Consider the following 25703-nt stretch of genomic DNA (forward strand, 5'->3'; position numbering starts at 1 on the left):
GGACCGGGGGGGGGGGGGGGGGGGGGGGGGGGGGGGGGGGGGGGGGGGGCGGGGCGGCGGGCGGGCGGGGGGGGGGGGGGCGCCCCCCCCCCCCCCCCCCCCCCGGGGGGGGGGGGGGGGGGGGGCCCCCCCCCCCCCCCCCCCCGCCGGTTGCGCGCTCGGTCGGTTCCGCGTGCGGCCGGTTCCGCGCTCAGCCCGCCGCGCGGACCGCCGCCGTCGCCTTGCGGGCCGCGATCAGGACCGGGTCCCACACCGGCGAGAACGGCGGCGCGTACCCCAGGTCGAGGGCCGTCATCGACTCCACCGTCATCCCCGCCGTCAGCGCCACCGCCGCGATGTCCACCCGCTTCGCCGCGCCCTCCCGGCCCACGATCTGCACCCCGAGCAGCCGTCCCGTACGCCGCTCGGCCAGCATCTTCACCGTCATCGGCGCGGCGCCCGGGTAGTAGCCCGCGCGGCTGGTCGACTCGATCGTCACCGTCACGTACCGCAGCCCGACCTCGCGGGCGTCCTTCTCCCGCAGGCCCGTCCGGGCGATCTCCAGGTCGCAGACCTTCGACACCGCCGTCCCCACCACCCCGGGGAAGGTCGCGTAGTCGCCGCCCACGTTCGCCCCGATGACCTGACCGTGCTTGTTCGCGTGCGTCCCCAGGGGCACGTACCGCTCCCGGCCCGACACCAGGTCGAGGACCTCCACGCAGTCGCCGCCCGCCCAGACGTTCCCGTGGCCGCGCACCCGCATCGCCAGATCGGTGAGGAGCCCGCCCGAGGTGCCGAGCGGCAGCCCCGCCGCCCGCGCGAGCGAGGTCTCCGGCACCACGCCCGTGCCCAGGACGACCACGTCCGCCGGGTACTCGGCCGCGTCCGTCGCCACCGCCCGCACCCGCCCGTCGTCACCGGTGAGGACCTTCGTCACCGCGGCCGAGACGACCGTCCTGATCCCGAGACCGTCCATCGCCCGGTGCACGAGCCGGCCCATGTCGGGGTCGAGGGTCGTCATCGGCTGCTCGCCCCGGGTCAGCACCGTCACCTCGTGGCCCCGGGCGAGCAGCGCCTCCGCCATCTCCACCCCGATGTAGCCGGCACCGATGATCACCGCGCGCCGCCCCGGCGTCAGCGCCAGCGAGTCGAGCAGCGCCCGGCCGTCGTCCAGGGTCTGCACCCCGTGCACCCCGGGCGCGTCGATCCCCGGCAGCGGCGGGCGCAGCGGACGGGCGCCGGTCGCGATCACCAGCTTGTCGAAGCCCGTCCAGGACTCCGTGCCCGCCTCCAGATCGCGGGCGAGGACCCGCTGCCCCGGCACGTCGATCGCCGTCACCTCGGTCCGCATCCGCAGGTCGATGTCCCGGGCCCGGTGCTCCTCCGGGGAGCGGGCGATCAGCTCCGCCGACGCGGCGACGTCACCGCCGACCCAGTAGGGGATGCCGCAGGCCGAGTACGAGGAGAAGTGACCGCGCTCGAACGCGACGATCTCCAACTCCCCGGCGGACCTGAGCCTGCGCGCCTGCGACGCGGCGGACATGCCCGCCGCGTCGCCACCGATGACCACCAGTCGTTCGCTCATGGGAGAGAAGCTACTTCTCCGGGGCCTCCGGAGGCCCGGCCTCCGGGGTCACCCCGGCCGCGTTCACCACCGCGCCCGCCGCGTTCCGCTCCACCCGGGCCCCCGGTACCGGAGCGGGTTCGGGCCGCCGGGCCGCGCGGGCGGCCAGGCGGGGCCGCACCAGCCGGCGCCAGAGGACGAAGACGACCAGGGCCACCGCGAGCCAGGGCGCGAGCGCCGCCAGGACGATGCCGACCCAGGCCACCGCGCCGACCAGGGCGTTCCAGCCGCCGCTCAGGGCGTCCCCGAAGCCCGGGCGGCCCTCCTCGGGCTCGGCCGCCGGCTTCTCCTTCTCCATGAGTTCGAGCGTGATCGTCGCGAGCGTCGTCCGGTCCTTCAGCGAGGCCTGCTGGGCGAGGAGCGACTCCAGGTCGGCCTGGCGGCGGCTCAGCTCGCCCTCCAGGGTCACGACGTCGGCCAGCCGCTCCGCCCGCTGCATCAGCGCCCGCACCCGCGCCACGCTGGCCCGCTGGGTGGCGATCCGGCTCTCCACGTCGACCACCTGGTCGGTGACGTCCTTGGCGTCGGCCGTGCGGGAGAGGAGCTTGCCGGTGCCCGCCAGCTCGGTGAGGACGGAGTCGTACCGCTCCTGCGGCACCCGCAGGACGACACGGGAGGTGACGTACGCGTCGTCGACCCGCTCCGTCGCCTCGTTCTCGACCCGCCCGCCGGCGCCCGCCGCCACCTGCCGGGCCGTGGCCAGCGCCTTCGCCACGTCCGCGACCTCCACGGACAGCGAGGCCGTCCGGATGACGTGCTGCGGCCGCGCGGACGCCTGCGACGCGGGCTTCCCGGCGCCCGACGAACCGTCGACGGCACCGCGCTCGTCCGTGTCCGCCGCCGCCCCGTCGGCGGGCCGCGCCGCGCTCAGGTCCGACTTCGCGTCCCCGCCCGATTCCGCGCTCCCTCCGGCGCCGCAGCCGGTCAGCACGAGCGCGGCCGTGAGCAGCGCCGCCGCCACGGTCCTCGCCCGCACCGCCGGTCCCGCCGCCGTCCGCGTTCTCGCCGTCGTTCGTACGCTCCGCATGAGTTCCCCCCGGGGGTTGGTGGGTGAGTGCCGGCGGTTGGACGTACCGGCGGGCGGAACGGGTTTCCCTCCGGCGGTAGCGATGCGGTCACGGTCCGGCCTCGGAACGGGAGCGGCGGACCCGCCCGGGACCCGGACGGCCGACAGGCGGACGGCGGTCCGCCGGAGACGGGCGATTTGAGAGAGTGGTCCCATGAACGCGGACACCACGGGATCCCATGTCGTCGTCGCCGGAGGCGGTATCGCCGGACTCGCGGCCGCCCACCGGCTGGCCCTCGCCGGCCACCGGGTGACCCTCCTCGAAGCGGGCGGCCGGGTCGGCGGCAAGCTCCTCGCCGGGGAGATCGCGGGCGCGCCCGTCGACCTCGGCGCCGAGTCGCTGCTCGCCCGCCGCCCCGAGGCGGTCGCCCTGGCCCGCGCCGTCGGCCTCGGCGACCGGCTCCAGGCCCCGGGCACCACCACCGCGTCCGTCTGGTCCCGTGGCGAGCTGATCCCCATGCCCAAGGGCCACGTGATGGGCGTCCCCGGCGACGCCCGCGCCGTCGAGGGGCTCGTCTCCCCGGAGGGCCTGCGCCGGATCGACGCCGACCCGGAGCTGCCGCCGACCGAGATCGGCGAGGACATCGCCATCGGCGCGTACGTCGCCGAGCGCATGGGCCACGAGGTCGTCGACCGGCTCGTCGAACCCCTCCTCGGCGGCGTGTACGCCGGTGACGCGCACCGCATCTCGATGAAGGCGGCCGTGCCCGCCCTGTTCGAGGCCGCCCGCGTCCACCCCACCCTCACCGCGGCCGTCCGCGCCGTGCAGCAGGCCGGCGCGGCCGTCCCCGCCGACGCGGCGGGCGCCGCCACCGGTCTCGGCGGCTCGGCCTTCCTCGGGCTCGACGGCGGCATCGGCACCCTGCCCGGCGCGGTCGCCGACGCGATCCGCGCCGCCGGCGGCGAGATCCTCACCGGCACGCCCGTCACCGCGCTGCTCCGCTCCGGCGCCACCGGCTGGCGGGTCGTCACCCCCGACCGGACGTTCGAGGCCGACGCCGTCGTCCTCGCCACCCCCGCCGGCGTCGCGGCCGGACTCCTCGGCGGCCACGCCCCGGACGCCGCCGCCGAGCTCGACGCCATCGAGTACGCCTCGATGGCCCTGGTCACCCTCGCCTTCCGCCGCTCCGAGGTGCCGGAGCTGCCCGGCTCCGGGTTCCTGGTCCCGCCCGTCGACGGACACACGATCAAGGCCTCCACCTTCTCCAGCCAAAAGTGGAACTGGGTCGGCGACTCCGCCCCCGACCTGTTCGTGCTGCGCACCTCCGTCGGCCGCCACGGCGAGGAGGAGCAGGTCCACCGCGAGGACGCCGACCTCGTCGCCGCCTCCGTCAAGGACCTGGCCGCCGCCACCGGGCTCACCGCCCGCCCCGTCGCCACCGCGGTCACCCGCTGGATCGGCGGCCTGCCCCAGTACCCGGTCGGCCACCTGGACCGCGTCGCCCGCGTCCGCGGGGCCCTCGCGGCCCTTCCCGGACTGCGCGTCGCGGGAGCCGCGTACGACGGTGTGGGCATCCCCGCCTGCGTCGCCTCGGCCCACCGCGCGGCGGACGGGATCGCGGAGGAGATCCTCGCCACGTCGCAAAGGACCGACCCCGGTGCGGGGCACTCCTCGTGACGGGCGAGAATAGGCGTATGAGTGCGCCCGAAAAGATCCCGAACGCCGGTAAGAAGGCGAAGGACCTCAACGAGGTCATCCGCTACACCCTGTGGTCTGTCTTCAAGCTGCGCGACGTTCTGCCCGAGGACCGCGCCGGCTTCGCCGACGAGGCCCAGGAGCTGTTCGACCAGCTCGCCGCCAAGGACATCACGGTCCGCGGCACGTACGACCTGTCCGGTCTGCGCGCCGACGCCGACGTCATGATCTGGTGGCACGCCGAGACGAGCGACGAGCTCCAGGAGGCGTACAGCCTCTTCCGCCGCACCAAGCTGGGCCGCGCTCTGGAGCCGGTCTGGTCGAACATGGCGCTGCACCGCCCCGCCGAGTTCAACAAGTCGCACATCCCGGCCTTCCTGGCCGACGAGACCCCGCGCGACTACGTCTCGGTGTACCCCTTCGTGCGCTCCTACGACTGGTACCTGCTGCCCGACGAGGACCGTCGCCGCATGCTCGCCGACCACGGCAAGATGGCCCGCGGCTACCCCGACGTCCGCGCCAACACGGTCGCCTCCTTCTCGCTCGGCGACTACGAGTGGATCCTCGCCTTCGAGGCCGACGAGCTGCACCGCATCGTCGACCTGATGCGCCACCTGCGCGCCTCCGAGGCCCGGATGCACGTCCGCGAAGAGGTCCCCTTCTACACCGGTCGCCGCAAGAGCGTCGCCGACCTGGTGGCGGGCCTGGCCTGACGGCCGTACGAAACCTGGTGGCGGCCCGGCTCCCGGCCGGGCGCGCCACCCCTCGACCCGGAAGATCAGACGGCAGGCGGGAAACACGTGCCTGCCGCTCCAGCGACACCGGGTCCGGCTCCGGGTGCGGCGCGCGTGACGCGCGCCGCACCGGCGTCATTTCCGGGGCCTTTCGACAGAGCCCCCGACCTCCTGCGGCCGGTGCCGCACGTCCTCCCCGGACCCCTACGACCGGTCCCGGACGTCCCGTCCCCGGCGGGCCTGCCCACGGAGCGCCGCGCGCAGCTCGGGCTCCAGGACCGCGGGTCCGCGCGTCGCCAGGGCGGTGAGGGGATCGGCGGGGGAGAGGCCGGAGAGCAGCCGCTGCCCGGCCGGTGAGGCCCAGCGCGTGTACGGGTACCGCTCGACCACGCCGATCAGCAGGCAGAGCCCCGAGGCCAGTAGCGGCAGCGTGAACGCGGCCACCACCAGGGTCCGCTCGGCCGCCGGGACGAGCAGCGCCGCGGCCGTCCCGAGCACCAGGCTCAGTGCGAAACCGGCCTTCACCGCCCGCAGTCCGTCCGCGACCTCACGGCGGCGGGCCGCCGGCACGGCGAGCCCCAGGCCGACGAGCCGCTCCTCGATGGACCGCACCGCGTCGCCGGCGGCCACCACCGGACGTACGGCGGGGACGCGGCACTGGCCGCCCGGCCCGATGGCCCCGAGCACGGCACGCTCCAGCTCGTCCCGGTCCGCGCCGCCCGCGTCGACGACCGTCGCCCAGCCGGTGTGGGCGAGCAGCAGCCGCCGCCCCCGGTGCATCGACACCAGGGTCAGATCGGTGACCCGCAGCGGACCGCCGGCCAGGTACGCGGCCTCGCACAGGGCGAGCTCCGGGTCGGCCGCGCTCCCCGGGGCGGCGGGGTGGGGCAGGGCGGCGGCGAGCGCCGCACGGCAGACCCGCGCGCAGCCGACGCCCGCCACGACGCAGGCCAGCAGGAACAGGGGAACCCAGATCATGTCCGAGTTCTACGGGAGGACGGGCGGGCCCGCCACTCGAATGGGCGCGCCCGCCGTGCGTACGAGCGGTCAGCCGCTGGAGCTGGAGCTGGAGCACGAACTCCCGCTGGAACTCGAACACGAGCTCCCGCCGGAGCTGGAGCACGAACTGCTCGAACCGCCGCCGCAGCCGGAACCGCCCGAGGAGCAGGACCCGCCCGAGGAGCAGGACCCGGACGAGCAGGAACCCGACGAGCACGAGGACCCGGACGGGCCGGAGCCGACGCCCCCGCCGCAGGAGCCGTTGTCGGCGCACCACGTGGCGGCCACGCCGAGGACCGCGGCGTCCGCCGACGAGTGGTGCGTCGACGGCGTCCGCTGCCTGAGCCCGCGACCGCGCGGCCCCCCGTTGACCCGCGCGGCGGCGAGGAGCTGCTCGCGCAGGACGGGGTCCGGCAGCGCCCGCAGCCCGTGCAGGGCCACCAGGTGTCCGGCGTCCGCGAGGTGCCCGTGCCCGCGGCCGTACGCCGACAGGGCCCGCAGCCCGGCCGGGGTGACCGGCTTCGCGGAGACCGCCCCGCACACGAGGGCCGTGACCCCCGCGCCGAAGAGCAGCGGCAGCACCTTCACGAGGAACGGCACCGACGCGTCGGGGGAGGTCGCGAAGTCCACGATCGTCAGGACCGCGGCGACCGGGAAGAACAGGAAGGCGGAGAAGCCGAGGACGGCGCACCGGCGGAGCGTCGTCCGCCGGGTCGCCGGGTCGACGATCAGCCCGCGCCCCGCGAGCCCGTCGCCGATCTCCTGGACCGCCGGGTGCCGCATGACGGCCGTCCGCAGGTGGTGCAGGGCCCCGTGCGGGGCGGCGGCGTGCTCGGTGAGCACCGCCCGCTCGACGGGGTCGTACGCGGTGGGGCGCACGACGGCCACGATGCCGGGACCGCCGATCGCGATCCTGCCGTCCGCCTGGAGCGAGGCGAGCGCCGTGTCGACGACCCGGGCGGGCCCGCCGCTCAGGAAGGCGGCCTCGTACCGGTCGTGCACCGGCCCGCCGGAACCGCGGCGCGACCGCACCACCCGGGCGACGAGCAGCACGATGCCGGTGACACCGGCCGTGTAGAGGAGGAGCGTCAGAATGCCCATGGTCATCTCCGTACGAGTGCGTGACGGGCGGCCCGGACCAGCCGGGTCGCACGGCCGGGCGGCCGGCTGCCGGAACGGTCCTGCCACCACTCCGTGAGCCTCCGCCGCGCCTCCGCGTCCTCCGGACGCCCGGCCACCAGCAGGTGCTCGGCGAAGTCCAGCGCGTCCCGGCGGTATCCGCCGCTCATGGGACGCGACCTCGCGTACGCCAGGAACGCCGGCCGGAACCCCTTCCCCAGGATCTCCGGCAGCTCCGGCGCGACCTTCGCGACGACTCCGGCCCGCTTCGCCGCCAGCGCCCTGCTCTGCACCCCGAGCCTCCGGCTGTCGAAGCCCTCGGGCACCGGCGTGCCCGCGACCAGCGCCGACAGCAGCGAGGCCTGCGCGAGGCCGAGGCGCTGCCGGGCGTCCCCGCGCGGGGCGGAGCCCTCCACCGGGGCGAGCGCCCGCACCGGTGCCTCCGTCGGAGCCTCCACCGGGGCCGGGGTCTCCACCGAGGCCGGGACCGCGCCCGGCATGGGGCCGCCCGAGACGCGGGCGCCGGCGCCGATGAGCAGGGACTGCTCCGGGGCGGTGACGGCCCGGCGGGGCGCGGGTATCGACGCACGGGCGCCGTGCCGGTGGGGCGTGCCCGTCCGCACGGCACCCGGACAACGCGGGCCCACGGCGGCGGTGGTGACGGTGTGCCGGATCACGCGCAACTCCCCGGCCAGCTCCTCCGCGGGAGGGAAGTCGTCGTCCCGCTCCAGCAGCACCCCCGGCGGCGAGACCCGCGACGCGAGGTCCGCGAGGACGTCGAGCACCGCCGGCGGCACGGGATGCGCGTGGGTGTCGTGCCAGACCCCGTCGCGCTCCACCCCGCCCGCCACGTGGACGTACGCGATGGCCTCCACGGGCAGTTCGGACAGGGCCCTTGCCGGGTCCTCGCCGCGGTTGACGCGGTTGGTGTGCAGGTTGGCGACGTCGACGAGCAGGCGCACCCCCGTGCGCTCGACGAGCTCCGCCAGGAACTGCCCCTCCGTCATCTCCTCGCCCGGCCAGGAGATGAGGGCCGCGATGTTCTCCAGGGCGAGCGGCACCGGCAGCGCGTCCTGGGCGATCCGGACGTTCTCGCAGAGGACGTCGAGCGCGTCGCGGGTCCGCGGCACCGGCAGCAGGTGGCCGGCTTCGATCAGGGGCGTCGCCGTGAGCGGCCCCCCGGCCCGTACGAACGCGATGTGCTCGGAGACCAGTGGCGCCCCCAGGGCCACCGCCTTCTCCCCGAGCGCGGCGAGCCGCGCCGGGTCCGGCCGGTCCGCGCCGCCGAGCCCCAGCGAGACGCCGTGCGGGACGACCGTCACGCCGCGGGCCCGCAGCCGGGTCAGCGAGTCGGGCAGGTGGCCGGCGCAGATGTTCTCCGCGACCACCTCGACCCAGTCGAGGCCGGGCAGTGCCTCCACCGCCTCCGCGATCTCGGGACGCCAGCCGATGCCGATGCCGAGTTCCGTCATGTCCCCCTCCTTCGGTCCTCAGTCACCCCGGTGATGACCCGGGCGGCGACGTTCGAACCCCGCGAGGGGGACGTTCAGAGCTTCATTTGAGGTTCGGGAACGCGGACACCACCGTGCACGAGCCCGGTGCGATCTCCGTGAAGCCGGCGTCCCGCACCACCGGGAGCCCGCTCGTCGTCAGATCCGCCCAGTCCCCGGCCGTCGCGGTCCGGACCGCGAGCGGGAAACCGGCCTCCTGCCACGCCGTGCGCTCGGCCTCCGACATCGCCCACCACAGCAGTTGGGCGCCGTGCCCGGCCTGCGCCATCGCCTTGCCGGCCGACATGTCGAGCTCGGGGTTGAGCCAGAGCACCGCCGCCCCGTCCGGCACGGGGCCGGGCGCGGCCGGGTCGTCGAGGTCGGTGCCCGAGACCTGGAGCTTGGCCAGCTCCTTGGGCCAGCCGTCGAGCGGGACCGGCGGGAAGACCCGTACCTCCGCCTCCTCGCCGTCGACCGTGATCCCCGGGAGCGCGCCCGCCTTCCGCCACTCGGCGCCGCGCGCCCGGCGCACCACCTTGCGGATGCGGGCGTCCTGCCAGTCGGCCATGGCCCGCGCCCACGCGCCGTCGCCGAGGGAGCGGTCGTCGGTGAGGATCTCCAGGACGGCCCGCGCCGCGGTCTCCAGGGCGTCGGTCCTGGCCGGCGGCGCGTCCTTCTCGATGCGGACGACCAGGGGGAGGACGAACTGGGGCTTTTCGTCACGGAGATCGGTCTCGTTGCTGCTCACCCGGCAAGTCTGCCACTGCCGCGACGAGTGATTCTTGTGGGAATCATCCCTTCCGGGCCAGGATGCCCCTCATGAAGAGTGATCTTTTCGCAGGCGAACACCTCGCCGAGACCGCCGGCTTCCCGGGGATGACCCTCCAGAACGCCAAGTCCGTCAAGTACACCGTCAACGGCGAGATGCACGCCCGACAGGGCTCCATGATCGCCTTCCGCGGCGACCTCCAGTTCGAGCGCAAGGGCCAGGGCATCGGCGGCCTCCTCAAGCGGGCCGTCACCGGCGAGGGCTTGGCGCTGATGGCCGTGCGCGGTCAGGGCGAGGCCTGGTTCGCGCACGAGGCGCAGAACTGCTTCATCGTCGAGATCGAGCAGGGCGAGGCCTTCACCGTCAACGGCCGCAACGTGCTCTGCTTCGACGCGACCCTCCACTACGACATCAAGACCGTGAAGGGCGCCGGCATGACCGGCGGCGGCATCTTCAACTCCGTCTTCTCCGGGTACGGCAAGATCGCCCTGATGTGCGAGGGCACCCCGATCGTCATCCCCGTCACCCCGCAGGCCCCGGTCTACGTCGACACCGACGCCGTCGTCGGCTGGAGCGACCAGCTCCACACCTCGCTCCACCGCTCCCAGTCGCTCGGCTCGATGATCCGCGGCGGCTCGGGCGAAGCGGTCCAGCTCAAGCTGGAGGGCCAGGGCTTCGTCGTCGTCCGCCCCAGCGAGCTCACCCCGCAGAAGAACGCGTCGAACTGAGACCGGGGCGGAACGGGCGGGGAGCGGGGGCCGCGGTGAGCGCCGGATCGGGTACGGGAACGAGACTGGAGCGGGTCGGGCGACGGCACGGGCTGCGCGGACCGTGGGTCCTGCGCGAGGTCGGGCTGACGCTGCCCGCCGCCTCCCTCGTCCGGATCGTCGGCGCCAACGGCACCGGCAAGTCCACCCTGCTCCGGCTCCTCGCCGGCGTCGACGCGCCCACCGAGGGCCGGATCACCGGCCGCCCGGCCCGCACCGCGTACGTCCCCGAGCGCTTCCCGGCGGCCCTGCCGTTCACCGCCGCGGACTACCTCGTCCACCTCGCGCGGATCCAGGGCATCGGCCGCACCGCCGCCCGCACCCGCGCGGTGGAGTGGCTCGCACGCTTCGGCGCCGCCGACCACGCCCGTACCCCCCTCGCCGAACTCTCCAAGGGCACCGGCCAGAAGGTCGCCGTGGCCCAGGCGCTCCTCGCCGAACCCGGCCTCCTCGTCCTCGACGAGGCCTGGACCGGCCTCGACACCGGCGCCCGCGCGGAACTGGACGGCGCTGTCCGCGAACGCCTCGCGGCGGGCGCGACCGTCGTCTTCGTCGACCACGACCCACGGCGGCTCGCGGGCGAGGCGGACGCCGTGCACGCGGTGGCGGCGGGCCGGGTGCGGGAGGTGCGCGAGACGGCGGCGAGCGCCCCCGGACCCCTCGTCAGGATCACCGTGTCCGGCGGCCGGCCGCTCCCGGCGCGCCTACCGGGCGACCCCGTCACCGAGCCCGCACCCGACCGCGAAGGCTCCGCCACCCGGACCGGCACCCTCGTCCTCACCGTGGACGCGGCGCACTCCGACGCGCTCCTCGGGGCGCTCCTCGCGGCCTCCTGGCACGTCCACCACCTCGACGGCGAAGGCGTACGGGTATGACGGCGCTCCTGCGCTACCAGTCGGGACTGCTGCTCCGCTCGCAACGCTGGCTGGCGCCGCTGCTCCTGTACGTGGCCGTCGTCGGCGTCGGGGTGCGCGCCGGCGAACCCGTGCTCGGCGCCCTCGGCTTCACCGCCGCCGCGCTGCTGCCCGTCGCGGCCTGGTCGGTGCGGATCTGCCTCACGCAGGAGCCGCCCGCCGCCCGGAGCGTGATCGCCGCCGCCGCGGGCCGGGGCCGCGCGCACCTCGCGGCGCTGCTCACCGGGACCGCCTGGCCGGCGCTCGTCGGCACCGTCGCCGTCCTCACCGTGACGGCGGTGAGCGACCGCCGCGGCGTCACCGTGCTCGCCGCCGGATCCACCGGCCTGCTCGCCGCGCTCACCTGCGCCCTGACCGGTGCCGCCGTCGGCGTCCTGTCCTCCCGGCCCTTCCTCCCCGCCCCAGGCTGGTCCCTCACCGCCCTCGTCCTCGGCTCCCTGCTCGCCCTGGTCACGACGGGCTCCCCGGCGAAGCACGCCATGACCGCCCTGATCACCGGCGCCCGGACCGCGACCGCCGACCCGCCCGTGCTCGCCTGCGCCGCCGCCCTCCTCCTCGCGGCGGTCGCGGCCGCCCTCTCCTCCCGGGCCACGGCCCGCCTGGAGTGAGCAGAGCCCGCCGTCGGCCCCGCCGGCTCACCGGCTCATGAGTTCCGAGACCTTCACGAAGCGGTAGCCGCGGGCGCGGAGTTCCGGAACGATGCGGCGGATCGCCCGCTCGGTCACGGGGGCGGCGCTGCGGGTGCAGTGCAGGACGACGAGGGAGCCCGGCCTCACCTCGTCGATGACCTGCTCGGCGACGGGGCCGGGGTCCTTCGCGAACGCGTCACCGCTGACGACGTCCCACTGGACCGCCGTGACGCCGGTCGGGGCGAGGGCGCGCAGCGCGGCGTCGTCGTAGCAGCCGCCGGGGAAGCGGAAGTACGGGACGACGTTGACCGCCCCGGCGTCGCGGAAGGCGTCGAAGGCCCGCTGCACGTCGGTCGCCATGTCGGGACCCGCGACGGTCGGCAGCCCGTAGCACGGCGACGCGAAGGCGTAGTGGCTGTAGGAGTGGTTCGCGATCTCGAACCGCGGATCCCCGCCGATCGACTTCGCCTGCTCCGGGTACTCCTCCGCCCAACGGCCCGTCATGAACACCGTCGCGTCCACCTCGAGCCGCCTCAGCGTCGCGATCAGCTCCGGGTTGTCGAACCGCTCGCCCCGCGCCGCCCTCGGTCCCTGGTCCGCCGTCATGTCCGCGTCGAACGTCAGCGCGACGACCTTCTCGGCCCCCTTCGTCCTCCGCGTGTACACCGGGGTGAGCCCGCCGGGGCCCGCCGCCATCGTGGGCGGCGCGGTCGGCGCGTGCGCCGGCGCGGGGCCGGCGGCCGCCGCACTCGCCTTCGGCGACGCACCGCGCGACACGACCGGGGCCTCCGCCTCGCGCGCCGGGCTCTCCGCCCCACCTCCGCCGCAACCGACGAGGACGACGCCCAGGAGGCCGAGCGTCGCCATCTTTCGTACAGAAATGTTCACGATCGGAAGTTAACCGATCAAAGTCTCTGATGCTCGCGACTCGACAGCGGCGTCAGGACGGACGGGGCCACGCGGTGGCTCCGCTCACGTCTCCAGCAGCCGCGCCCGGCACCGCTCCACGTCGAAGTCGCCCGGGGGGTAGGTCGGGGCGAGGGCTTCGAGGAGGCGGGCGCGCTGTTCCTCGTAGGGGAGGTGGAGGAAGACCTTGACGAGGGTGACGCCGTCGTCGGCGAGGGCCTTCTCGAAGCGGTTGATCTCGTCGTAGCGGAGGTCGAGCCGGGGCCGCGGGGCGAGGGCGGCGGACGCGGCGAGTCCGGCGGCCTCGCCGGCGGGGCCGGCCGGGGTGGCCGAGGCGTCGTACGGGCCGAGGTCGACGCGCTCGCCCCGGGGGGCGCGGAGCACCTCGCGCAGGGCCGGTTCCCGGGGCTTCCGCCTCCTCTTCCCGTCGTCCGCCTTCGCCGTCTCGTGCCCCTTCCGCCGCCGCGCCGCTCGTCCTCCCCCGATCCTGCGACGGAACTCCGGCGGCCGCACGCGCGTGCGGCCGCCGGAGCGGGGCCGGGTCAGTACCAGGGGCCGGTGACGGCGAAGGTCGTGCCGGGGGTGTAGCAGTTGACGTACATCGTGCCGCGGTCGGGGGAGAAGGCGACGCCGGCGAATTCGCCCCATTCGGGGGTGTCCGGGGTGCCGATGTTCTGGGCGCCGCGGGCGACGGGGTACACCTCGCCCTCGCGGCTGACGCCGAAGACGTGCTGGGCGCCGTCGCCGTCCTCGCAGACCATGAGGCCGCCGGTGGGGGCGAGGCAGATGTTGTCGGGGGATTCGCCGGGGAGCCGGACGTCGGTGTCGGGGCCGAAGACGACGACGAGGGTGAGCCGGCGGCGGTGGGGCTCGTACTTCCAGACCTGGCCGAAGTGGGTGGCGGCGGAGCCGTCCTTGAGGCGGGCGAAGGAGGAGACGAAGTAGACGGCCCGTCCGCCCCAGTAGCAGCCTTCGAGCTTCTGGGCGTGGGTGATGCCCCGGGGCCCGAAGTCCTGGAGCCGGATGGGGGTGGTGGTGGCCAGGGGGTCGGGTACGGGGACCCATTCGACGCCCTCGAAGCGGGCACCGGGCTCCTGGACGAGGGACAGGTCGGGGACGCCGGGGACGCGCATGGCCTCCAGGGCGCCGCCGGCGCGGAGGGACCCCGTGCCGCCGAGCGGCCGGTGGGGCAGGAAGCGGTAGAAGAGGCCGAAGGGGCGGTCGAAGGCGTCCTCGGTCTCGTAGACGATGCCGCTGCCCGGGTCGACGGCGACGGCCTCGTGCTGGAAACGGCCCATGGCGGTGAGGGGGACGGCTCCGGTGCGGTGCGGGTCGGCGCCGTCGACCTCGAAGACGAAGCCGTGGTCCTTGGTGTAGCCGTTGGTGCCGGCCCGGTCCTCGGTCTCCTCGCAGGTCAGCCAGGTGTTCCAGGGGGTGGGCCCGCCCGCGCAGTTGACCGCGGTGCCGGCGACGGCGACGCGCTCGCCGAGGACGTTGCTCCGGCCGTCGAGCTCCAGGACCGTACAGCCGCCCTTGGCGGCCGGGTCGTACGTGAGACCGGGGACGGTCGGGACGCCGATCTTCCCGGTGACCCGGTTCTCGTGGTTGCGGACGAGGTGCACGCGGCCCCGGCGGCCGGGGAAGGCGCCCATGCCGTCGTGGTTGCTCGGGACGGGTCCTTCGCCGGAGCGGAGCGGATCGCCCTGCCGGGAGAGGACCTTGTAGCGGAAGCCGGCCGGCAGGTCGAGGAGTCCGGCCGGGTCGGGGACGAGGGGGCCGTAGCCGCCCCGGCTTCCGGCGGCGGCCGCGCTGCCGGCGAAGAGTTCGCTGAGGGCGCCGGTGAAGGCGATGCCGGCGACGGACGCGCCGGTGCGGGACAGGAGCTGACGTCGTGTTGCGGACATGAGGCAACAACCCACTTCCTGTTGGCGGACAGACAGGTGGTGTGTGACGTGTGACCCGCATGTGTGTATCACGCACCGTCGTGACGCGTGAACCATGCGGGCCACAACTGCCTCGTGTGGCGGGTGTTCTGACCTGGGGTCAGGTCAGTTCCGTGTCCGACCCGGGGTCAGGCGAGGTTCGCGGTGAGGGTGATCGTCGTGCCCGTGAGCGCCTGGCTGACCGGGCAGTTCTTCTTCGCTTCCTCGGCGAGCGCCTTGAACTGGTCCGCGTCCAGGCCGGGGACCTCGCCGGTCACCGTCAGGTGGATGCCGGTGATGCCCTCGCCCGGCTGGAAGGTGACGTCGGCCTTGGTCTCCAGGCGGGTCGGCGTGCTGCCGGCCTTGGCCAGGCCGTTGGAGAAGGCCATCGAGAAGCAGGACGAGTGCGCGGCGGCGATGAGCTCCTCGGGGCTCGTCTTGCCGTTCGGCTCCTCCGACCGGGCGGGCCAGGAGACGTCGTACGAACCGAGGCCGGAGGAGTCGAGGGTGACGACGCCGGAGCCCTTGAGGAGGTCGCCCTGCCAGACGGTGTGTGCGTGACGCACGGTGGCCATGGTGGATCCCTTTCGATCGGGTACGGCCACCAAGCTACTGCGCGACGAGGCCCTTCGCGTCGCGGGCGAGCGCGGTGAGCCGAGAGATCGCCCGGAAGTACTTCTTGCGGTAGCCGCCGTTCAGCATCTCGTCGCTGAACAGCTTGTCGAAGGGGAGTCCGGAGGCGAGGACGGGTATCTCGCGGTCGTAGAGCCGGTCGGCCAGGACGACGAGCCGCAGCGCGGTCGATTGGTCGGGGACCGGCCGGACGTCGGTGAGGCAGACCGCGGTGAGGTCGTCGGTGAGCGCGCCGTACCGGCTCGGGTGAACCCTGGCCAGGTGTTCGAGCAGGTGCGGGAAGTCGTCGAGGGAGGCGCCCGGCGTCGCGTACGCGGTCTCCGTGACGACCTGGTCGGTGTACGGGGCGGGGGCTTCGGGCAGGCCGCGGTGGCGGTAGTCCTCGCCGTCGATCCGCAGCGGCATGAAGTGGGCCGAGAGGCCCTGGATCTCGCGGAGGAAGTCGGCGGCGGCGAAGCGGCCCTCGCCGAGCTTGCCGGGGAGCGTATTGGAGGTGGCGGCGAGCGCCACGCCCGCCTCGACGAGCTTGGCGAGGAGGCTGGAGACGAGGACGGTGTCGCCCGGGTCGTCGAGCTCGAACTCGTCGATGCAGAGGAGACGGTGCCCGCTGAGGGTCTTCACGGTCTGCTGGAAGCCGAGCGCGCCGACCAGGTTGGTCAGCTCGACGAAGGTGCCGAAAGCTTTCAGCGAGGGCTCGGCGGGGGTGGCGTGCCAGAGGGAGGCGAGCAGGTGGGTCTTGCCGACGCCGTATCCGCCGTCGAGGTAGACCCCGCGCGGCCCGGTCGGAGCGGCCGGCTTCTTGGCGAACCAGCGGCGCCTGCCGGCTCCGGAGGCGTGCGCTCCGCCCAGGCCCTCGGCGAAGGTGCTCAGCGCCTTGACGGCGTCCGTCTGGCTGGGCTGGTTGGGGTCCGGGAGGTACGTGTCGAACCGGACCGAGTCGAACCGCGGCGGCGGCACCATCTCCGCGACGAGGCGGTCGGCGGGGACGTGGGGCTCTCGGGAGCAGAGCGAGAGCGGGGCCGCCTCGGCGGAGGCGGCTTCGGAGAGGGCGCGGGTCGACACAGTTCCCCACTGTAATCGTCATGTCAGACTGCGAGGATGCGACGACTGCTCCCTGTGACGGACATGACAGCCCCCGAGACCCCCGCGGGTCCGGCCGCCGCCGGCGGTCGCGAGTGGTCGCTCGACGAGCTCGCCGACGCCTACGCGTACCCGGAGGGCGACGGAGTGTGGCTGCGGGCCAACATGGTCTCCTCGCTCGACGGCGCGGGTCAGCACGACGGGCGCTCCCAGCCGCTCTCCTCCGAGACCGACATGCGGATCTTCGGCACCCTGCGGGGCCTGGCCGACGTGGTCGTCGTGGGCGCGGAGACGGTACGCCTGGAGGGGTACCGCCCCGCACGGGCGCGCGAGGCCTTCGCCGCCCGCCGGGCCGCCGCGGGACAGGGCGAGGCGCCCGTGATCGCCGTGGTCAGCGCCTCCCTCTCGCTGGACTTCTCGCTGCCCCTCTTCACCTCGCCGCTGGTGCCGACGCTGATCCTGACCGGGGCCGGGGCCCCGGCCGACCGGGTCGCCGCGGCGCGGGCGGCGGGCGCCGAGGTGCTGGTCGCGGGCGACGGGGCCGGCGTCGATCCGGCCCGCGCGGTGGCGGTGCTCGCGGAGCGCGGGCTGCGGCGGCAGCTGACCGAGGGCGGGCCCCGGCTGCTGGGCCAGTTCGTGGCCGCGGAGGTGCTCGACGAGCTGTGCCTGACGCTCTCGCCGACGATGACGGCGGGCGGTGCCCAGCGGATCGCCGGGGGCCCCTCGGTTGCCGTCCCGACACGCTTCCAGGTGGCTTCCGTGCTGGAGCAGGACGGCTTCCTCTTCACCCGCTACCGTCGGATCTGACAATCGGCGGAATTTGTCGTTCCGCTTTCCGTCCGCTGGGCACACTTACTGTCGCAGACCCCGTGCGGGCACGGGGAAGGATGGTTTCCGCAGAAGGGCTCCTGAGGTGTTCACAAGCGTTCTGATGATCGAGAAGCCCCTGACGTCCGTCGACGTGGAATTCGTCACCACCCTGCACGGCGACGAGGGCGTGTCCTTCATCGTCCTCATGCAGCCGCGTGGTGACCAGGCCGATGTACTGCTGCGTGCCATCGACGACGTGGCCATGGGCGAACTGAAGGAAGCGACCCGCGAGGGCGACGAACCGGAGGGCAAAGCGGCCAGGGGCCCGGCCGAGCAGGCCCTGGAGGCCTCGCTCCAGGCCCTGAGAAACGCCGGCTGCGAAGCGGTCGGCCAGGTCGTCGAGGACCACCCCCTCACCAAGATGAAGGCGGTGGTCGAGGAATCGGAGGCGGACGAGGTGATCGTGCTCACCGCCCCCCACTACGTGGAGGAGTTCTTCCACCGGGACTGGGCCTCCCGGGCCCGCCACAAGGTCGGCGTACCCGTGCTCAAGCTCTTCGCCCACAGCGACTGACGGACCCCGGCCGTGCCCGCGCCCCGTGCAGGGGGCGCGGGCACGGCCCCTCCCGTCCCGGGCTCGCCGCCCCCGCGCGCGGGCAAGCCCCTCCGTCCCGGGCCCGGCTCGCCGCCCCGCGCGGACACGGCCGCCGGCCGCCCGGGGCGCCCGGCCGGAACCACTAGGCTGGGAAGCTCCAGAACCACCACCCCGGGGAGAGATCCGCATGGCACCCGCCATTCCCGCCGCCATGGAACGGCCGCACTTCATCGGCATCGGCGGTGCCGGAATGTCGGGCATCGCGAAGATCCTCGCCCAGCGCGGCGCCAAGGTCGCGGGCAGTGACGCCAAGGAGTCCCCGACCGCCGAGTCGCTGCGCGCCCTCGGCGCGACCGTGCACATCGGGCACGCCGCCGAGCACCTCGCCGACGACGCCTCCGCCGTCGTCGTCTCCAGCGCCATCCGCGCCGACAACCCCGAGCTGGCCCGCGCCGCCGAACTCGGCATCCCGGTCGTCCACCGCTCCGACGCGCTCGCCTCCCTCATGGACGGTCTGCGCGCCGTCGCCGTCGCCGGTACGCACGGCAAGACCACGACCACGTCGATGCTGGCCGTCGCGCTCACCGAGCTCGGCCTCGACCCGTCGTACGCCATCGGGGGCGACCTCGCGGGCCCCGGCACCAACGCCCTGCACGGCACCGGCGAGGTCTTCGTCGCCGAGGCCGACGAGAGCGACCGCAGCTTCCAGAAGTACGACCCCGAGGTCGCGATCGTCCTCAACGTCGAGCTGGACCACCACGCGAACTACGCCTCCATGGACGAGATCTACGAGTCCTTCGAGGCCTTCACCGCCAAGATCCGCCCCGGCGGCACCCTCGTCGTCGGCGAGCACGCGGGCGCCCGCGAACTCGCCCGCAGGGTCGCGGACCGCGAGGGTCTGCACATCGTCACGGTCGGCGAGTCCGCCGACTCGGACGCCCGCATCCTCAAGATCGTCCCGAACGGGATGAAGAGCGAGGTGACCGTCCTCCTCGACGGCACCGAGCACACCTTCACCGTCTCCGTCCCCGGCCGCCACTACGCCCACAACGCCGCCGCGGCCCTCGCCGCCGGCGCCCGCGTCGGCATCGACCCGGCCGAGCTGGCCCAGGCCCTCACCGCCTACACCGGAGTCGGCCGCCGCCTCCAGCTCAAGGGCGAGGCGCGCGGCGTCCAGGTCATCGACTCGTACGCGCACCACCCCACCGAGATGACCGCCGACCTGGAGGCCATGCGGGGCGCCGCCGGCGCCTCCCGCCTCCTGGTCGTCTTCCAGCCCCACCTGTTCTCCCGCACCCAGGAGCTGGGCAAGGAGATGGGCGACGCGCTGGCCCTCGCCGACGCCTCCGTCGTCCTCGACATCTACCCGGCCCGCGAGGACCCGATCCCGGGCATCACCAGCGAGCTGATCATCGCCGCCGCCCAGCGCGCCGGCGCCGACGTCACGCCCGTCCACGACAAGGCCGCCGTGCCCGACGTGATCGCGGGAATGGCCGGCCCCGGCGACCTCGTTCTCACGATGGGCGCGGGCGACGTCACGGACCTGGGTCCGCAGATCCTCGCCCGCCTGTCGAACTGAGGGAGTGGACGAACGATGGCGTACGAGGTCGAGAAGACCGACGAGGAATGGCAGGCGCAGCTGACCCCGTCGGAGTACCAGGTGCTCCGGTTGGCCGGCACGGAACCCGCCTTCCGCGGTGAGTACACGGACACCAGGACGCAGGGCGTCTACTCCTGCCGTGCGTGCGGCGCGGAGCTCTTCACCTCGAACGAGAAGTTCGAGTCGCACTGCGGCTGGCCGTCCTTCTTCGACCCGAAGGACAGCGAGGCCGTCGAGCTGATCGCCGACACCTCCCACGGCATGGTCCGCACCGAGGTCCGCTGCTCCCGCTGCGGCTCCCACCTGGGCCACGTCTTCGAGGGCGAGGGCTACCCCACGCCGACCGACCAGCGCTACTGCATCAACTCCATCTCGCTGCGGCTGGAGCCGCGCGAGGGCTGACGCCGGACGGGAGCGGTCCTCGTGCCGCGCATGGAGACCGCGCAGGACGTCGACGCCTGGTTCGGGGAACACGGATGGTTCCCCGGCCGGGACGTCGCCGGCCTGGTACCGGCGATCCTCGCGGACGTCACCGAGGACTCCCGGCGCCAGGGCTTCCCCCTGGCGCCGTTCCCCGCCGCCACGGACTTCCTCGCCGAGCACGCGGGACTCCGGCTCACCCTCGACGCCCGGCGCGGCGACCACCTCCACCTCACCCCCGCGCTCCCCTGGCACTCCGCCGCCGGCGCCATCGCCGAACTGGGCCGCCGCCTCGGCGTCCCGCTCTTCCCCGTCGGCGTGGACTGCTCGGAGGGCTCGCCCGTCGTCATCGACGACCGCGGCCGCTTCTTCTACCTGCACCACACCGGCGACTACTACATGGGCGCCGACAAGCACGAGGCGATGATCGCCCTGGCCCACGCGCCCATGCCGGACGCCGAGGACCACTTCGCCTGACCCGGTCCTTTCAGTGGACGGAGAAGCCGCCGTCCACGAAGAGGGACTGGCCCGTGACGTAGGCGGAGGAGGGGCTCGCGAGGAAGACGGCGGCGCCGGTGAAGTCGTCGGGGAGGCCGTTGCGGCCGACCATGGTGCGGGCGGCGAGCGCGGCGACCCTCTCGGGGTCGGAGGAGAGGCGGCGGTTGAGCGGCGTCATGACGAAGCCGGGGACCAGGGTGTTGGCGGTCACGCCGTACGGGGACCAGGCCTCGGCCTGGGAGCGGGCGAGGGACTCGAGGGCGCCCTTGGAGACCCCGTACGCACCGCTCTGGACGAAGGCGCGGTGCGCCTGCTGGGAGGTGATGTGGATGATCCGGCCGAAGCCGCGCTCGGCCATGCCGGGGCCGAAGCGCTGACCGAGGAGGAAGGGCGCCTCCAGGTTCACGGTCATCGTGGTGTCCCAGACCTCCTCGCCCAACTCGCCGAGGGCAGGACGCAGGTTGACGCCGGCGGAGTTGACCAGGATGTCGGGCTCGCCGAAGACGGCGGCCGCCGCCTCCGCTCCGGACCTGATCCCCGCGCGGGTGCCCAGGTCGGCGCTCACCCAGGCCGCTTCGCAGCCGTCGGCCGTCAGCTCGTCCACCGTCGCGGCGAGCTCGCCCTCCTTGCGCGCCAGGACGACCACACGGGCCCCGGCCCGGGCCAGCGCCCCGGCGACGGCCCGGCCGATGCCGGAACTGCCGCCGGTGACCAGGGCGGTGCGCCCGTCGAGCGAGAACAGCTCGGAGAGGAAGCGGGCGGGGGTCGCGGTCATCGTGTCGCTCCTCGTGTCGTAAGTCACCGGCCCGTCCGTGTGCGGTGGACGGCCGGTCCCGCATCTTGACACAGGGGACCACGGACCGCGCGGCTGCCCGGGACGGCGCCCGAAGGTGGCCGGCGGGACTGGACGGACCTCAGGGAGAGAGCGGTTCGGAAGCGGGCTCGTCGGCGGGAGCGGGGCGCGGGGCCCGGTCGAGGAGCGTGATGACGGGGCGGACCAGGAGCGCGGCGAGGACGAAGAAGACGGCGAGACCGATCCAGCCGATCCGGCCGGTGCCGATGACGACGGTGGTGACGATGCTGGGCCCGATGATGCCCTGGCCGGTCGAGCCGAGGTTGAAGACCGAGAGGTAGGTGGCCTTCTGCTTCTCGGGGGCGTAGAGGTAGGAGAGCTGCCAGCCGCCGACGGCCTGCCAGAGCTCGCCGAAGGTGAGCAGGACGCAGCCGACGGCCAGCACCCCGACCGCCACGACGGCGCTCGTCCCCTGGGCCAGCGCGAAGGCGACGCAGCAGCCGGCCAGCGCCAGCCCGCCGCGCCGCAGTGCCCGCCCCGCCCCGGGGGAGTCGTCGGCCCCGTTGGAGAAGGGGACTTGGAGCAGGACGGCGAGCACGGTGTTGGTGAACACCAGGATCGGGACGATCGCGGCGGGCGCCTCGGTGGCCTGGACGGTCCACAGCGGGATGCCGACCGAGAGGATGGTCATGTGCAGGGAGAGCGTGCCGTTGAGCCCGGCGAGGGTGACGTAGCGCCAGTCGCGGAAGCCGCGGATCGCGCGCAGTGCGCTGCGCGAGGTGCGGGCGACGGTGCTCTTCGGCAGTCGCAGCCGCAGCAGCAGCCCGGCGGAGAGGGCGAAGGCGAGCGCGTTGCCGAGCACGATGCTCTGGTACGCGGTGGTGCTGGAGGCGGACAGCAGGGGAGCGGCGAGCAGCGCGCCGAGCGAGAAGCCGACGTTGCGGACGGTGCGGATGATCGCCATGGTGCGGACCCGGTCCTCGGGGCCGGTGGTCTCGGCGACCACGGCCTGCGTGAGGGGCGGGGTGGAGCCTTCGGCGGCGGCCATGCAGGAGGCGACGACGACGAAGGCCAGCGGTCCGTCGACGAAGACCAGGCCGACGAAGCAGCCCGCTCGCCAGAGTTGGGCGCCGATGAGCGTGCGGTGCGGCCCGAAGCGGTCGCCGATGACGCCGACCGGGACGGTGGCGAGGAAGCCGAAGCAGGCGGCGACCGCGAGGCCGAGGCCGATCTGGGCGTTGCTGAGGCCGACGTAGCGGATGAAGAAGACGGTGGAGCCGGCCAGGAAGAGGCCGGTGCCGACCGAGCTGATCAGCGCGGTGAGGGCGAAGGTCCGCCCGGCGGGGGTGGCCGGGACGTAGTCGGCGACGGAGGGCAGCTTCACGACCGGTCGCCCTCGGAGGCCGCGGGAGCGGAGTCGGAGCCGGGAGCGGGGGCCTCCACCGAGCGGACGGTGATGAGGTCGGCCGCGGCCAGCGCGTTGGCGGCGGCCTCGGGACCGTCCGCGCCGACGGCGATGATCTGTCCGGCCCGCTCCCAGGAGCTGGTGGTGGGCCTGACGGTGTCGCCGGCGGCGACGGCGAGCTGGACCTCGTGCACGCCCTTGGCCTGCCGTGCCTCCTCCTCGCCCTGGACGGCTTCGACCAGGCCGGGGGCGGCGCTGAGGAAGCGCACCGCCGCTCCGGCCACCGGGTCCCGCGGCGGGACCGGCCCGCGGCCTTCGAGCAGTCCGAGCAGGTCGCCGACGAAGTTGCCGCCGTAGGCGAGCGAGATGAGGACGGAGATGCCGTCCCCGGGCAGCCGGGCCGCGCACTCCACCAGGTAGGGGCCGCCGTCACCGAGGATCCACTCGGCGTGCAGCACGCCGTCCCGGAAGCCGGCGGCGGTGGCGAGCTTCTGGACGACGTCGTGCAGCGCGGCCTCGGTGGCGGCGGGCAGCCCGGCGGGGACGGTGTGGGCCAGTTCGACGGGGTGGCGGGAGCCCTGGACGGTCTTGGCGGTGACGTTGCGGAAGCCGACCACGCCCTGGTGGACGAGGGCCTCGACGCTGACCTCGGGCCCGTAGACGCGCTGCTCGACCAGGTAGCGGTCGGCGCCCTCGTACGGGGCGCGCTGGCGGGTCTCGCCGGCCCCGGCCGTGTGCTCCCAGAGGGCGTGGGCGTCGTCCTCGGGTTCGAGCAGCTGAACGCCGAGGCTGGCCTGGCGGTTGGCCGGCTTGATCACACAGGCGGCGCCGTGCTCGGCGCGGAAGCGCTCCACCGCGTCGGGGCCCTGGACGGAGGCCCACCGGGGCTGGGGGATGCCGGCCTCGTCGGCGACGGTGCGCAGCAGGGCCTTGTCGCGGAAGACCCGGGCGGCGGGGAGACCGGCCCCGGGCAGGCCCCAGGCCTCGGCGAGTGCGGCGGCGGCGACCACGGCGTACTCGACGGCGGGGATGACGGCCTGCACGTTCTGCGGCCGGGGAAGGGCGGCGACGAGCCGTTCCGGGTGTTCCTCGTCCTGGGTCGGGGCCTCGACCAGGGCGGCCACGCAGCGGAATCGGGCGGCCAGTTCGTGTGCGCCGCGGGCGGCGACGACGCTCGGCTCCTCCAGGATCAGCACCGACCGCTCCGGGAGGCGTTCCTCGAGCTCGGGCAGGATCCAGGCGCCGTAGCCGACCAGAACATGGGTGACGGTGTCGCTCAGGGACATCAGAAGTGCCTCGGTCACTGGGAGGAAGGGCGGAGATCGGTGAAGAGCGGCCGGAACCACGCCGAGACGAACAGCAGTGGAACGGAGCAGGGTGCGAAACACTGCGGCGAAGGGAATGCTGCATCTCGGGCATGACGGTACGCCGGATGCGCCCCCCCGCGATCGTTCGGGACGGTACCCGAAACGGCCTGATCTTGAACCGGTTCGGTCGAGTTCCGCAAGCGTGCGTCCCACTCTCTGTCAACTCTCTGTCGAGCGTGCGGATCGCGTGGACTCCCGGGCTTCCGCGCACAGGTCGACGGTCGTTGACACCCGCCGCGCGCCGCTGCTCTCATGACGCCGCCTCAACGGCTCGGAGCGATCGCTCGGCCGGACGGATTCTCAAGAAAGTGTGTGTGGGGGATGTTCCGCAGTGCCCGAACCCGGAGGGTGTCGCCGTGACCCTGATCGTCATCGGGGCCAACCCGGAGGTCGCCCGGGCAGCCGAGACGCTGCCGGGTGACGTTGTTCACGTTCAGCTGCCCGGCACTCCTGCGCAGGAGGGGAGCTCGCCGGTCCTCACCGTCGACTTCCGACGGGATTCGGACTTTCTTGAGTTCGTGGATTCGACGCTCCGACCGCTGGCTCCGACCGCCGTGGTCTCGCTGACCGAGCTGGGTCTGGAACCGGCGGCGGTCGCGACCGAGCGGCTCGGCTGCCGCGGCGCCTCGCCCGCCGTGGTGCGCGCCACCAGGGACAAGCTGGAGATGCGGCGGATCCTCGCGCGCAGGGCGCCGCACCTGAACCCGGACTTCGCCGCCGGCGACGACGCCGAAGCGGTGGCCCGGCTGTTCGCCGGACATCCGCTGGTGGTGGCCAAGCCGGTGGACGGCGCGGGCTCGACGTCGATCGCGCTCCTCGAGCACCCCGGGCAGCTCACGCCGGAGCACCGCACCGGCGGGACCCTGCTGGAACAGTTCGCCGGCGGGCGTGAGTTCAGCATCGAGACCTTCTCCGAGGGCGGTCGGCACACCGTGGTCGGGATCGCCGAGAAGGGCACCACGGACGGCTTCGTCGAGGTCAGCCACCTGATGCCGGCGCCCTCGCTGGACGCCGCCGGGCGGCGGCTGGTGGAGCGCGCGGTGGCCGAGCTGCTGGACGCGGTGGGCCTGGCCGACGGCCCGAGCCACACCGAGGTGAAGCTCGACGGTGAGCGGGTCGTCGTGATCGAGACGCACAACCGGCCCGGCGGCGACGGCATCGCCGAACTGGTGCGGCTGACCACCGGGATCAACTGGCGGCGGACCGCGCTCGGCTGGCCGCTCGGCGAGGGCCTGCGCCGCGAGGAGGCCGCTGCGGCCGCCGCGGCCAAGGTGTTCTTCACCGCGGCGCCGGGCCTGGTGGAGCGGGTCGCCGAGCAGCCCGAGCTGGGCCGCGGCCGGGTGGTGGACTGGGAGGTCTCGGTGTCGGTGGGAGACCTGGTGCAGCCGCTGCGCTCCTCGGCGGACCGGCTCGGGGTGGCCACCCTGGCGGCCGACGGGGTGGCCGACTGCGCTGCCGCGGTGGCCGAGCTCACCGCCGTCCAGGTGGTCACCACCCGACCGGTGGAGTGACTCGGCGGTAACAGATCAGGCTGAAAGCCGACTTGACGCCGCCTTGAACTCAGGCGTGCGCCGGTGTCGGCATAGAGGATCGCAGCGTAGATCTCGACAACACCCTCACGGGATATGAACATGTTCAGGCTCCGTGCTCGTCACGTGGGACTGTGGTGCGGGCCGATCGGCAGCCGAGCAGTGCCACGTGACAGGGCGTACCGGCCAGATCCTCGACCTCCTATGACCCCTCGGGCCCACAAGGCCCGAGGGGCGCAATCCCGCAATCGGCGGAAGAAAGGCGACAGCAATGCCGTGCCCGGATCACTCGTGGCATCCAGCCCGTACCGACTCGCGGGGTGCGTGAAATGTCGCAGTCTCACGCCGGGGCGCTCGTCCCGGCCTCTCCCGCACCGGCGGTTCGTCATGCCGCCGTCGGCGCACTGGCCGAGGTACAG

25 protein-coding genes are annotated in these 25703 nt (G+C 74.2%); 11 read left to right on the plus strand and 14 right to left on the minus strand.

The window, feature by feature from the left end:
- Positions 1-190: 190 nt before the first annotated feature.
- Both ACIQFX_RS27380 and ACIQFX_RS27385 read right to left on the minus strand, forming a co-directional pair.
- A complete protein-coding gene (locus ACIQFX_RS27380) occupies positions 191-1564 on the minus strand; it encodes an FAD-dependent oxidoreductase (protein ID WP_402468514.1) in 1374 nt (457 codons plus the stop codon).
- A 10-nt stretch (positions 1565-1574) separates the two neighbouring features.
- Positions 1575-2630, minus strand: a complete 1056-nt coding sequence (locus ACIQFX_RS27385) for a DUF4349 domain-containing protein (RefSeq protein WP_402468517.1) — start codon at positions 2628-2630, stop codon at positions 1575-1577.
- Positions 2631-2823: 193 nt separating this feature from the next.
- Here ACIQFX_RS27385 and hemG point away from each other — a divergent pair, with 193 nt between their 5' ends.
- Together hemG and hemQ are read left to right on the plus strand one after the other, a co-directional pair.
- Positions 2824-4287: a protoporphyrinogen oxidase gene (gene hemG / locus ACIQFX_RS27390; protein ID WP_402468519.1), complete on the plus strand. Its 1464-nt coding sequence runs from the start codon at positions 2824-2826 to the stop codon at positions 4285-4287.
- Positions 4288-4304: 17 nt separating this feature from the next.
- Positions 4305-5018, plus strand: coding sequence for a hydrogen peroxide-dependent heme synthase (gene hemQ, locus ACIQFX_RS27395; protein ID WP_402468521.1), 714 nt, complete (start codon positions 4305-4307; stop codon positions 5016-5018).
- Positions 5019-5243: 225 nt separating this feature from the next.
- Here hemQ and ACIQFX_RS27400 read toward each other — a convergent pair whose 3' ends face one another.
- The 4 genes from ACIQFX_RS27400 to ACIQFX_RS27415 form a co-directional block, all read right to left on the minus strand.
- On the minus strand, positions 5244-6017 hold the full coding sequence (locus ACIQFX_RS27400; RefSeq protein WP_402468524.1) for a TIGR04222 domain-containing membrane protein: 774 nt from the start codon (positions 6015-6017) through the stop codon (positions 5244-5246).
- Positions 6018-6086: 69 nt separating this feature from the next.
- Positions 6087-7139, minus strand: coding sequence for a TIGR04222 domain-containing membrane protein (locus ACIQFX_RS27405; protein WP_402468526.1), 1053 nt, complete (start codon positions 7137-7139; stop codon positions 6087-6089).
- A 2-nt stretch (positions 7140-7141) separates the two neighbouring features.
- On the minus strand, positions 7142-8629 hold the full coding sequence (locus ACIQFX_RS27410; RefSeq protein ID WP_402468529.1) for a DUF692 family multinuclear iron-containing protein: 1488 nt from the start codon (positions 8627-8629) through the stop codon (positions 7142-7144).
- An 82-nt stretch (positions 8630-8711) separates the two neighbouring features.
- Positions 8712-9395: a peptidyl-tRNA hydrolase gene (locus ACIQFX_RS27415; RefSeq protein WP_402468532.1), complete on the minus strand. Its 684-nt coding sequence runs from the start codon at positions 9393-9395 to the stop codon at positions 8712-8714.
- Positions 9396-9466: 71 nt separating this feature from the next.
- Between ACIQFX_RS27415 and ACIQFX_RS27420 the strand changes: the two genes are divergently transcribed.
- Genes ACIQFX_RS27420 through ACIQFX_RS27430 form a run of 3 tightly spaced genes read left to right on the plus strand, consistent with a single transcriptional unit; the run spans position 9467 to position 11705 of the window.
- Positions 9467-10144, plus strand: a complete 678-nt coding sequence (locus ACIQFX_RS27420) for an AIM24 family protein (RefSeq protein ID WP_402468535.1) — start codon at positions 9467-9469, stop codon at positions 10142-10144.
- A 35-nt stretch (positions 10145-10179) separates the two neighbouring features.
- Positions 10180-11058 carry an ATP-binding cassette domain-containing protein gene (locus tag ACIQFX_RS27425; RefSeq protein WP_402468538.1) on the plus strand — a complete coding sequence of 293 codons (879 nt, stop codon included), beginning with the start codon at positions 10180-10182 and terminating at the stop codon, positions 11056-11058.
- The gene (locus ACIQFX_RS27430; RefSeq protein WP_402468540.1) at positions 11055-11705 is read left to right on the plus strand and encodes an ABC transporter; all 651 of its coding nucleotides are present in this window, start codon (positions 11055-11057) and stop codon (positions 11703-11705) included. The genes ACIQFX_RS27425 and ACIQFX_RS27430 overlap by 4 nt, the downstream gene beginning before the upstream one ends.
- 27 nt (positions 11706-11732) lie before the next feature.
- Here ACIQFX_RS27430 and ACIQFX_RS27435 read toward each other — a convergent pair whose 3' ends face one another.
- The 5 genes from ACIQFX_RS27435 to zapE all read right to left on the minus strand — a co-directional run bounded on the left by ACIQFX_RS27435 (position 11733) and on the right by zapE (position 16249).
- Entirely contained in the window at positions 11733-12593 is an 861-nt protein-coding gene (locus tag ACIQFX_RS27435; RefSeq protein WP_402468801.1) for a polysaccharide deacetylase family protein, read from the minus strand.
- 105 nt (positions 12594-12698) lie between these two features.
- The gene (locus ACIQFX_RS27440; protein WP_402468543.1) at positions 12699-13016 is read right to left on the minus strand and encodes a hypothetical protein; all 318 of its coding nucleotides are present in this window, start codon (positions 13014-13016) and stop codon (positions 12699-12701) included.
- 158 nt (positions 13017-13174) lie between these two features.
- Positions 13175-14536 (minus strand): alkaline phosphatase PhoX, encoded by a 1362-nt coding sequence (locus ACIQFX_RS27445; protein WP_402468546.1) that lies wholly within the window; start codon positions 14534-14536, stop codon positions 13175-13177.
- 167 nt (positions 14537-14703) lie between these two features.
- Positions 14704-15129, minus strand: a complete 426-nt coding sequence (locus ACIQFX_RS27450; protein ID WP_402468548.1) for an OsmC family protein — start codon at positions 15127-15129, stop codon at positions 14704-14706.
- Between the two features lie 34 nt (positions 15130-15163).
- Positions 15164-16249, minus strand: a complete 1086-nt coding sequence (gene zapE / locus ACIQFX_RS27455; RefSeq protein ID WP_402468551.1) for a cell division protein ZapE — start codon at positions 16247-16249, stop codon at positions 15164-15166.
- Positions 16250-16285: 36 nt separating this feature from the next.
- On the opposite strand from zapE, the gene ACIQFX_RS27460 reads away from it, so the two are divergent.
- From ACIQFX_RS27460 to ACIQFX_RS27480, 5 genes are all read left to right on the plus strand, one after another.
- Positions 16286-17074 carry a pyrimidine reductase family protein gene (locus tag ACIQFX_RS27460; protein WP_402468553.1) on the plus strand — a complete coding sequence of 263 codons (789 nt, stop codon included), beginning with the start codon at positions 16286-16288 and terminating at the stop codon, positions 17072-17074.
- Between the two features lie 106 nt (positions 17075-17180).
- Positions 17181-17651 (plus strand): indole-3-glycerol phosphate synthase, encoded by a 471-nt coding sequence (locus ACIQFX_RS27465; protein WP_402468555.1) that lies wholly within the window; start codon positions 17181-17183, stop codon positions 17649-17651.
- A gap of 208 nt (positions 17652-17859) precedes the next feature.
- Positions 17860-19251 (plus strand): UDP-N-acetylmuramate--L-alanine ligase, encoded by a 1392-nt coding sequence (gene murC / locus ACIQFX_RS27470; RefSeq protein WP_402468557.1) that lies wholly within the window; start codon positions 17860-17862, stop codon positions 19249-19251.
- Between the two features lie 15 nt (positions 19252-19266).
- Positions 19267-19674: a peptide-methionine (R)-S-oxide reductase MsrB gene (msrB, locus tag ACIQFX_RS27475; protein WP_402468560.1), complete on the plus strand. Its 408-nt coding sequence runs from the start codon at positions 19267-19269 to the stop codon at positions 19672-19674.
- 30 nt (positions 19675-19704) lie between these two features.
- Positions 19705-20169, plus strand: a complete 465-nt coding sequence (locus ACIQFX_RS27480) for an SUKH-3 domain-containing protein (protein ID WP_402468562.1) — start codon at positions 19705-19707, stop codon at positions 20167-20169.
- A 10-nt stretch (positions 20170-20179) separates the two neighbouring features.
- Here ACIQFX_RS27480 and ACIQFX_RS27485 read toward each other — a convergent pair whose 3' ends face one another.
- The 3 genes from ACIQFX_RS27485 to ACIQFX_RS27495 form a co-directional block, all read right to left on the minus strand.
- Positions 20180-20965: an SDR family NAD(P)-dependent oxidoreductase gene (locus ACIQFX_RS27485; protein WP_402468565.1), complete on the minus strand. Its 786-nt coding sequence runs from the start codon at positions 20963-20965 to the stop codon at positions 20180-20182.
- A gap of 139 nt (positions 20966-21104) precedes the next feature.
- Complete coding sequence (locus tag ACIQFX_RS27490) at positions 21105-22367, minus strand: MFS transporter (RefSeq protein WP_402468567.1); 1263 nt, start codon at positions 22365-22367, stop codon at positions 21105-21107.
- Entirely contained in the window at positions 22364-23674 is a 1311-nt protein-coding gene (locus ACIQFX_RS27495; protein ID WP_402468569.1) for an ATP-grasp domain-containing protein, read from the minus strand. The genes ACIQFX_RS27490 and ACIQFX_RS27495 overlap by 4 nt, the downstream gene beginning before the upstream one ends.
- 437 nt (positions 23675-24111) lie before the next feature.
- Here ACIQFX_RS27495 and ACIQFX_RS27500 point away from each other — a divergent pair, with 437 nt between their 5' ends.
- The gene (locus ACIQFX_RS27500) at positions 24112-25266 is read left to right on the plus strand and encodes an ATP-grasp domain-containing protein (RefSeq protein WP_402468572.1); all 1155 of its coding nucleotides are present in this window, start codon (positions 24112-24114) and stop codon (positions 25264-25266) included.
- Positions 25267-25703 lie beyond the last annotated feature (437 nt).

The organism is Streptomyces sp. NPDC093089 (assembly GCF_044754405.1).
Taxonomy (GTDB): Bacteria; Actinomycetota; Actinomycetes; order Streptomycetales; family Streptomycetaceae; genus Streptomyces.